Origin of the sequence: Sulfuricurvum sp. (assembly GCF_019163035.1) — a bacterium.
Classification (GTDB): domain Bacteria; phylum Campylobacterota; class Campylobacteria; order Campylobacterales; family Sulfurimonadaceae; genus Sulfuricurvum.
The window spans coordinates 1-9,352 of sequence record NZ_JAFLKV010000064.1 but is presented as its reverse complement, the minus strand read 5'-3'; the positions used below and the strand labels follow the sequence as shown (position 1 = coordinate 9,352).

Sequence of the window (9,352 nt, the reverse complement as noted above, 5' to 3'; positions counted from 1 at the left end):
TAAAGCGATTGTTGATCTGATGGTGGAAGAGAAATATCTCACCCCCGATCCATCATCAGTCGCAGCGGCCGCAACAGCGTTACCGGAAGAGCCTATACACCATTAAGGGCTTTTTGGATCGCCGTAGTCACCTCTTTTTCAAAACGGTGATGCTTTTCAATCCCCCATATCTGAATAATTACGTCCCCTCTCACAAAAAGCTTCCGTTTTGACTGTAAAATACCGAGAATACGACTGTTATTGAGCTGTTTAGTATCGATACGAAATTCGAGGGGAATACTTTTTTGAGCCCCCGATGGGATCAAAAACGGCTTCAATCCCTCTTTTTTTGCTTCACCCTGTGCAATAACCTCTTTCCCATCACTCAGCGTATAATCGAGAGAGAGGATTTTAATGTCGCTATGCCATTTATTAATAACATTTAAATCACTTCCCAGACGAATTTCACCCGATTTTGTGGAGATCCCCAACAAGGACAACACCCCCATCATCACTTCGGCTTGTGAGTTTTCCCATCGGATATTTCCTTGAGGTTCGATGAGAATATCTTCCCCGATCTTCGGTGTACATCCACCCAGTAAAAGTGCCGCTATGGCTATTGAAACTAAGTTTTTCATCTTACAGCCACACATTGTCGATCAAGCGGGTCATCCCCACCCGCGCAGCGACAAGAACAATCGTATTGCCGATAACGATCTCATCAAGAGCCTCGAATTTACGGTTAACAATCGCAACATATTCAACATTTAAGGGGACGAGAATATGCTCCATGCTCGCCTTAATCTCACTGCTTTTGGTATTTCCCTGCATTAACATCTCCGTTGCCCGTTTCAGTGCGGAAGAGAGTTTCAATGCCTCTTGACGCTCTGAAGAGCTCAAATAAACATTACGAGACGATAGTGCCAATCCGTCATTTTCACGTACCGTCTCCATCGGAATAATCTCGATATTCATAAAAAAGTTTTCACACATCTGGGTGATAAGAGAAAGTTGCTGTGCATCTTTTTTTCCGAAATAGGCACGAGAGGGTCGAACGATATTAAGCAGTTTCATCACCACCGTCAAAACACCGTCAAAATGACCGGGACGCGAAGAGCCTTCGAGGATAAATCCTCTCACATCTGGAGCCGTAATCCGTACCTCATCCGCTCCGTACATGGCTGAGACATCGGGATAAAAGAGGATATCTACACCGCTGAGTTCACAGATTTTAAAATCTGCCTCTTCGCGGCGAGGGTATTTGCTCAAATCCTCTCCCGCTAAAAACTGGGTCGGATTGACAAAAATCGAGACAACAACAATGTCATTCTCTTTGCGTGCCGTCTCTATAAGGCTACGATGACCGATATGGAGCGCTCCCATCGTCGGAACGAACCCGACTGAGAGAGTTTTAGTATCGAGGAACCCTCGAAGTTCTGATGCACTGCGTGCGATAATCATTGTTTTAGCCTCTATAGAATATAATTAGCATTATAATATATTAGAGGATATTCCCTTACTATGGATCATTACGAATATACCGAATTACTGAAAACCTTGACGATTAAAATGCAAAACGTCACCGATGTTGTCCGTCCGCAAGACATCAATGCCCGCTTAGGGGAGATCGAAGCTCTTGAAAACTCGGACGGCTTCTGGAACGATGCAACTGCCGCAGGGATTATCCAAAAAGAAAAAACCCAATTAGAACGTCGTTTGGCAAAATATTCCAAAACTTTTCACACCCTCGGGGATGCCGTCGATTTATATGAGATGGCAAAAGAAGAGGGAGACGAAGAGACCATCGAATCTCTTTTTGCCGATGCGGGCGCATTAGAAAACAATGTCAAATCAATGGAAGTTGAAGTTCTCCTATCGGGTGAACATGACAGCCATAATGCTATCGTCACCATCCATCCGGGGGCGGGAGGAACCGAATCCCAAGACTGGGCGTCGATGCTGTTACGTATGTACACCCGTTGGGCTGAGCGACATGATTTTACCGTCGAAATGCTCGATTACCAATCCGGTGATGAGGCAGGGATCAAAGATGCCGCCATCCTTATCAAAGGGGTCAATGTCTACGGCTACCTCAAAAATGAAAACGGTATCCACCGTCTGGTTCGTATCAGCCCCTATGATTCCGCCGCCAAGCGTCACACCAGTTTTACCTCCGTTATGGTCTCTCCTGAACTAGACGATGACATCGAGATCGAAATCGAAGATCGTGATATCCGTATCGATACCTACCGAGCTTCGGGTGCAGGGGGTCAGCACGTCAACAAAACCGAATCGGCGATCCGTATCACCCATATCCCCTCAGGGATCGTTGTACAGTGTCAAAATGACCGCTCACAGCACAAAAACAAAGCAACCGCTTTTAAAATGCTCAAATCACGTCTCTATGAGATGGAACTTGATAAACAAAAAGCGGCTATTGACGGTGTTGAGAAAAGTGAAAACGGATGGGGACACCAAATCCGCTCGTATGTTTTGGCTCCCTATCAGCAGGTCAAAGATACCCGTTCAGGAATCCCCTACTCGAACATCAGCACCATTCTCGATGGAGATATCGATGAAATGATCGAAGGTGTACTCATCTCCCTTAGCCGCAAAGATGACGACGAATAACCCAAACACCCTACTCAAAGAGTGCGCCCTACATGAGTCGTGCTCCTACATTGAGGGTAATACCCAAAGTATCCACTACAAAGTAATCCAAGAGTGTTCCAAAGAGCAGTGTGAAGCGTTGATCCTACGGGGATGGCGACGCTTTGGAGCGATGTATTTTCGCCCCATCTGCCAAGAGTGTCGAGCATGTGAAAGTCTCAAGATTGATGTCGCTCGGTATCGTTTTAGAAAATCTGACCGCCGAATTTTGCGCAAAAACGCTCACCTTACCACCGTTATCCGACACCCTACCCTGACGCGTGAGCACCTCAGCCTCTTTGAGCGTTACCACCGATACAAACACCATACCCGCGATTGGGATGCCCCGAAAAGCGATCCGAAAAACTACTATTCCTCCTTTGTTCAAGGTCATGGTGATTTTGGATTTGAAGTTCTCTATTTCGATGGGGACAAACTCATCGCCGTCGATTTGATCGATATTTTAGAAGAGGGGATCAGCGCTCTGTATTGTTACTATGATCCCGAATATAATGCTCAATCATTAGGACGATATACCCTCTTGCAACAAATCGAGTTTGCACATCGGTTAGGACTCAAATGGATCTATTTAGGCTACTACGTCGAGGGGTGCCAAAGTTTGGCATACAAGGCGGATTATTCCCCTTCTTTGGAACTCTTGGGACGACCCGAAGAGGACGAGATACCGATTTGGAGAGAGATAGATGCAAACTATCCGCTATAACGGTACCGCCATCGCCCCCTCCAAAGTAGTCTGTATCGGACGCAACTACGTCGAACATATCCATGAACTGAACAATGAAATCTCCTCCTCGATGGTCGTCTTCAACAAACCCAATTCTGCCATCACCGACACCCTCCGTTTCATCTCACCCGACACCCGCTTCGAAGGAGAAATCTGCTTTTTGATGATGGAGGGAGAAATAGCGGGAATCGGGTTCGGACTTGATCTCACCAAAGCGGAACTCCAAAACTATCTTAAATCCAAAGGGCTTCCGTGGGAGAGAGCCAAAGGGTTTGACGCTTCGGCGGTGTTAGGTGATTTTGTCCCCCTCACCGCACCGCTAGCGTCATTACGGATGACACTTCATATCAACGGAATCCTGACACAAGAAGCGACCTATGAGTTGATGATCTACAAGCCGCTGGAGATGATAGAGGAGATAAAGAGCTTTATGAGTTTTGAGGATGGCGATGTTATCATGAGCGGAACCCCCAAAGGGGTATCCACCTACCAAATCGGCGATACGTTTATTGGACGAATTTACAGCGATGAGCGATTGTTGATCGAAAGCCGTTGGAGCGTTTGTTAAATCACCTTATCGCGCAACATCCCCTCTAAATTATCGGCAGTCGACGCTATCTCTTTGATAGCCGTCTTAATCCCCACTTCCACTAACGGTGACTCAGACAGCACCTCATCCAAGTTCCCCTCATAATCGGCGATCACGAAACGGTCTCCCCATACTCTAAACATCAGATTATCGGGAAATTTATGGATTAAGAAATCGGCAAAATTTGCTATCATCGTGTTCCCGCTCTCCCATCCGAATGTTTTGTTGTAGCGGTGAAAATCGATCAATGAGATCACAGTAAACTTGTTCGGTTTGCTATGTCGGGAGCGACTGTTGATCACCATCATAAAATAGTCTTCATTGTAGAGTTTTGTCAACCTATCTTTGAAAAAATAGCTCAACCGCTCTTCCTCAAGAGGAGTCTCTCCTATCTGATTGATCGTCGTATCAATCACAACATCAGCAAGCACTTTGACCGCAGCATTGACAACCGCAGGATGGTACCAGGTACCACTCAATTCACTCAGTTCAATCAATGACTCTTTCACCTCTTTACGCGGTTTGTAGATCCGATTGGTCGTCATTGCATCGAACGAATCGGCAACCGCCATAATATGTCCCAAAAGCGAGATTTCTCCCCCTTTTTTGCCATAGGGATAGCCACTGCCGTCATAGCGTTCATGGTGATCGATCATAATATCGGCAAGCTCTTTATAGAGATGAACATTGGAGAGAACTTCATACCCCGCTTTGGCATGTTCTTTGATAAGTTCATATTCCAAATTGCTCAGTTTTCCAGGTTTGAGCAATATAGAGTCAGGTGTAACCACCTTGCCGATGTCATGCAGTTTCGCCGACTCGATCAGCGATTGGATCTCTTTTTCACTCAGTTCCATCTCTCTGGCGATCAGCTCGGCATAATACGCTACCCGCACCGTATGCCCCGCCGTATAGGTATCACGCTGTTCGATCATATTGACCATAGCATCGATAAAGCTTTCGTAACTCTCCAACCGTTCATCATACAACTCATTTATATGACTCTGTTGTGCGAACGAATTCAATGCAAAACCTATGTCCCCTGAGAGTTCTTCGATCATTTTTTGCTCTTCGATATTGAACCCGTTTTCGCGCCCCGTACAAATCGTTAATACACCGATTACCTCATCGCTAAACGTACTGCTTTTTAATGGTAGTACGTAAATCGCTTTGACCCCGTGTGAGGTGATATTTTCCCTACACTCAGGACTCATCCGTTTGTCATCCATATCGGTAAGCATGAGATTTTTCTTCTCGTCGTAGACCTTGCGCTCAATCCATGTTATAGATTTATCTTCTCCGATTCCGTATGCGGCGGCAACACGTAGTTCCCCCTCATGAACTAGGGATATTTTTGCCCGCTTAAACGATTCATTTGAACTCAGACAGAGGGTTGCTTTATCGATAAGCTCATCAATGGAGCGGGTAGTAATCAGCATCTGATTGACATCGGCAACTGTTCGCAAAATACTTCTGAGATATTTTTCGTTTAGATACGCCTCTTCAAGTTTTAGACTTTCATTATAAAGATGCTCTGTTTTTTCATCTATTTTTTCTTCCAACGAATCGTTCAGCGTTTCCAATTTTTGTTGCGTATCACGCAATTTTGCATTTATCCGTGCAATGTACAAAACGATAAACTGCGATACAATCAACCCCAATAATGCGATAACAACGTAATACCAATACTGCTTGATAAATGAGATAAATACATCCTCTCTAAAATGCTTGTACGGTCCCATTTCAAGCTCTCTTAGACACTCATGAATACTCTGATAATCCAGCGGAATCGTCCATCCCATACTCTTAGATGCTTGTGCCGCTTCTGATCCCTGTGGCATCGAGATGAGTGCTACCGCTACTCTCTCCGCTAATGCGTTTGAAGTATGTTTTGTCGTCGCTATCGGCCACTCTGGATACAAACGTGTACTGGTTTGATAAAAGAAATCGGGATAATTTTTTCGCTCCAAAAGGGTAAAATCATCTAACTTTATTTTACCCTCAGCCGCCATACGCTCTAACGTATCGGTTCGAACCGTTCCCGCATCCGCTTTTCCGTCCAAAACTGCAAATACAGCCGACTCATGGGTACCGTAGAATGTCGTTTTTAAATCCTTTTCGCTTATCCCTCGTTCCTTGAGTTCTCGCAGTGCCATGATCCAACCACCGAACGATTCAGCATCCACCGCGGCAAATTTCTTGTTTTTTAAATCTTCGATACTCTCTATAGTTGTATTAGAAGTACGCTTGAATATGACACCTCCAAATTCGGTTTGTGATTTACCGTTGAAATCTTTATTTTTAAGGGTCGCAATTCTTGAAATACCGAAACTACTTTCCAGATCAACATAATAAGCGGAATTCGTAATGACAAAATCGATCTTTTTATCTCGCAGATAGGGGAGGAACTCTTCAAAGCGCAGAGGGATAATATGAAAATCGTATTCCGGAATTGTCGTGTTCAGATATGTAGCTGTCGGATCCCACATCATATGGGTTGACTCATAGTTTTTATGTGCCAATACTCCGATATATACCGTTTCTTTTGCAGATAAAGAGACGGAAAGGAGAAAAATAAATAATGATAAAAACACAACTTTTAATTTTTTCATTCGTTCATTATATCGCAATGAAAAATTATTTTTTCTTTTATGGATATCAATAGAGTGAAAATATATTTAAAATGAGAGTTAAATTTTGCAGAAGAATATAATTGCCCCTGAACGGGGCAAGAGGAGAAAGAGAATCTCTTAGCTGTTACGCTTTTTGATGATCTCTTCAGCAACGTTACGTGGAACTTCTTCGTAATGATCGAATTCCATAGAGTAACTTGCACGTCCTTGAGTCGCTGAACGAAGGTCAGTTGAGTAACCGAACATTTCAGACAATGGTACGAACGCGTCAACAATTTTATTACCTGAACGGTCACCCATGTTGTTAACTTGTCCGCGACGACGGTTAAGGTCACCGATAACGTCACCCATGAAGTTCTCAGGAACTTCAACTTCGACTTTCATCATAGGTTCAAGGATAGCTGGGTTAGCTTTACGACAACCCTCTTTGAATCCCATAGAAGCAGCGAGTTTAAACGCCATCTCATTCGAGTCAACCTCGTGGTATGAACCATCATACAATGCAACTTCAACGTCCTCAATCGGATAACCGGCAAGGATACCTTTTTGCATAGCTTCTTTACACCCTTTTTCAACGGCAGGAACGTATTCTTTAGGAATAACCCCACCTTTGATTTCGTTGTGGAAGATATAACCAGTACCAGGTACGCCCGGCTTGATACGGAGATATACGTGACCGAATTGTCCACGTCCACCTGATTGTTTCGCGTATTTGTACTCTTGGTTAACTTCAGCACGGATTGACTCACGGTATGCAACTTGTGGTGCACCGACTTCCGCTTCAACTTTGAACTCACGGAACATACGGTCAACAAGAATCTCAAGGTGAAGCTCACCCATACCAGAGATGATCGTTTGACCCGTTTCTTCGTCAGTGTGAACACGGAAAGATGGATCTTCTGCCGCTAGTTTTGCTAACGCGATACCCATTTTTTCTTGGTCTACTTTAGTTTTAGGCTCAACCGCAACCGAGATAACCGGCTCAGGGAAGTGCATACGCTCTAGTACTAGACGTTCGCGCTCATCACAAAGTGTATCACCAGTCGTTGTGTCTTTAAGACCTACAACCGCACCGATTTCACCTGCGTAGAGAGATTTGATCTCTTCACGTTTGTTCGCGTGCATTTTAACGATACGTCCAATACGCTCTTTTTTACCTTTGATGGTGTTATAAGCATACGTACCTGATTCAAGAACACCACGGTAAACACGTACGAAAGTAAGCTGTCCAACAAATGGGTCAGTCATGATTTTAAATGCAAGACCGGCGAATGGAGCATCGTCTGTTGATTCAACATCAACTTCAATCTCTTCATCATCTTCCATGGTCCCTTTGATAGCCGCAACTTCCAAAGGTGATGGTAGGTAATCAACAACCGCATCAAGAAGAGTTTGAACCCCTTTGTTTTTAAACGCAGTTCCACATGTCATAGGAATGATTTCCATTTTAAGACATCCGGCTTTAATCCCGCGCATGATCTCTTCGTTGCTAAGTTCACCCTCTTCGAAGAATTTCTCCATCAAAGAATCGTCACCCTCAGCAGCCGCTTCCATCAATTGAGCACGGTATTTGTTAGAAACTTCTACCATATCCGCAGGAATTTCTGCTTCATGATAGTTTGAACCCATTGCTGCATCTTCATCCCAAAGGATTGCTTTCATTTTAACGAGATCGACGATCCCTTTAAATTGATCTTCCGCACCGATTGGAAGTTGGATAGCGATTGGATTCGCTTTAAGACGTGCACGGATTTGCTCTTCTACGTTGTAGAAATCAGCTCCCGTACGGTCCATTTTGTTAACGAAAACCATACGAGGAACCCCGTAACGGTTTGCTTGACGCCATACTGTTTCAGATTGTGGTTGAACCCCACCAACAGCACAGAAAACAGCTACAGCACCATCAAGTACACGCATAGAACGCTCAACTTCAATGGTGAAGTCAACGTGGCCCGGAGTGTCGATGATATTGATTTGTTTGCCGTTCCATTCACAGGTTGTTGCAGCAGAAGTGATCGTGATACCACGCTCTTGCTCTTGCTCCATCCAGTCCATAGTTGCAGCACCTTCGTGAACCTCACCGATTTTGTGTGATACACCGGTGTAGAACAAGATACGCTCAGTTGTGGTCGTTTTACCCGCGTCAATGTGAGCGGCGATACCGATGTTTCTTACGTCTTCAAGTTTATGGGATCTTGCCATGAAATAGCCCTTAATAGAGTTTATAGTAGATAGGGGAATGATAACCCGAGAGGGTCATCAAAAGGTTACGAATATCTTACCAGCGATAGTGAGCGAACGCTTTATTCGCTTCAGCCATTTTGTAAGTATCTTCTTTACGTTTGAAAGCTGTACCTTTGTCGTTTGCAGCATCTGATAATTCATTTGCCAAACGCTCTGCCATAGTGCGCTCGTTACGTTTGCGTGCCGCATCGGTTAACCAGCGGATTGCAAGAGATAGTTGGCGTACAGGACGAACTTCTACTGGAACTTGGTAGGTCGCTCCACCCACACGGCGGCTTTTTACTTCGATAACTGGTTTGATGTTCTCAATCGCAGTGTTGAATACTTCGATACCTGTTTTTTCACCACGTGAACCCATGATATCCAATGCACCGTACATGATTTTTTCAGCGGTACTTTTTTTACCATCCCACATGATCTTGTTGATGAACTTGGTCAAAATTTTTGAACCATGAACCGGGTCAGGCATAATTTCGCGAACGGGCGCTTTTCTTCTTCTCATAATGTTTCCTT

Annotated in this window: 8 protein-coding genes; 3 read left to right on the top strand and 5 right to left on the bottom strand. The window is 44.5% G+C overall.

All coding sequences use genetic code 11. From position 1 onward, the window contains the following. Nucleotides 1-92 precede the first annotated feature (92 nt). Nucleotides 93-617 carry a hypothetical protein gene (locus tag JZU62_RS05285; RefSeq protein ID WP_295012615.1) on the bottom strand — a complete coding sequence of 175 codons (525 nt, stop codon included), beginning with the start codon at nt 615-617 and terminating at the stop codon, nt 93-95. Between the two features lies 1 nt (nt 618). Then, nucleotides 619-1,440 carry a pantoate--beta-alanine ligase gene (panC, locus tag JZU62_RS05280; RefSeq protein ID WP_295012613.1) on the bottom strand — a complete coding sequence of 274 codons (822 nt, stop codon included), beginning with the start codon at nt 1,438-1,440 and terminating at the stop codon, nt 619-621. A gap of 60 nt (nt 1,441-1,500) precedes the next feature. Between panC and prfB the strand changes: the two genes are divergently transcribed. The 3 genes from prfB to JZU62_RS05265 are packed head-to-tail and all read left to right on the top strand — an operon-like array spanning nt 1,501 to nt 3,941. Then, nucleotides 1,501-2,610 carry a peptide chain release factor 2 gene (prfB, locus tag JZU62_RS05275; RefSeq protein WP_295012611.1) on the top strand — a complete coding sequence of 370 codons (1,110 nt, stop codon included), beginning with the start codon at nt 1,501-1,503 and terminating at the stop codon, nt 2,608-2,610. After that, on the top strand, nt 2,597-3,352 hold the full coding sequence (locus JZU62_RS05270; RefSeq protein WP_295012609.1) for an arginyltransferase: 756 nt from the start codon (nt 2,597-2,599) through the stop codon (nt 3,350-3,352). Before prfB ends, JZU62_RS05270 begins: the two co-directional genes overlap by 14 nt. Further along, a complete protein-coding gene (locus tag JZU62_RS05265; RefSeq protein ID WP_295012607.1) occupies nt 3,333-3,941 on the top strand; it encodes a fumarylacetoacetate hydrolase family protein in 609 nt (202 codons plus the stop codon). Before JZU62_RS05270 ends, JZU62_RS05265 begins: the two co-directional genes overlap by 20 nt. Here the strand turns inward: JZU62_RS05265 and JZU62_RS05260 are convergent. From JZU62_RS05260 to rpsG, 3 genes are all read right to left on the bottom strand, one after another. After that, a complete protein-coding gene (locus JZU62_RS05260; RefSeq protein ID WP_295012606.1) occupies nt 3,938-6,574 on the bottom strand; it encodes a PhnD/SsuA/transferrin family substrate-binding protein in 2,637 nt (878 codons plus the stop codon). The genes JZU62_RS05265 and JZU62_RS05260 overlap by 4 nt on opposite strands. Before the next feature lie 138 nt (nt 6,575-6,712). Next, nucleotides 6,713-8,797: an elongation factor G gene (gene fusA, locus JZU62_RS05255; protein ID WP_295012604.1), complete on the bottom strand. Its 2,085-nt coding sequence runs from the start codon at nt 8,795-8,797 to the stop codon at nt 6,713-6,715. 76 nt (nt 8,798-8,873) lie between these two features. After that, the gene (gene rpsG / locus JZU62_RS05250; RefSeq protein ID WP_295012619.1) at nt 8,874-9,341 is read right to left on the bottom strand and encodes a 30S ribosomal protein S7; all 468 of its coding nucleotides are present in this window, start codon (nt 9,339-9,341) and stop codon (nt 8,874-8,876) included. Nucleotides 9,342-9,352: the final 11 nt, after the last annotated feature.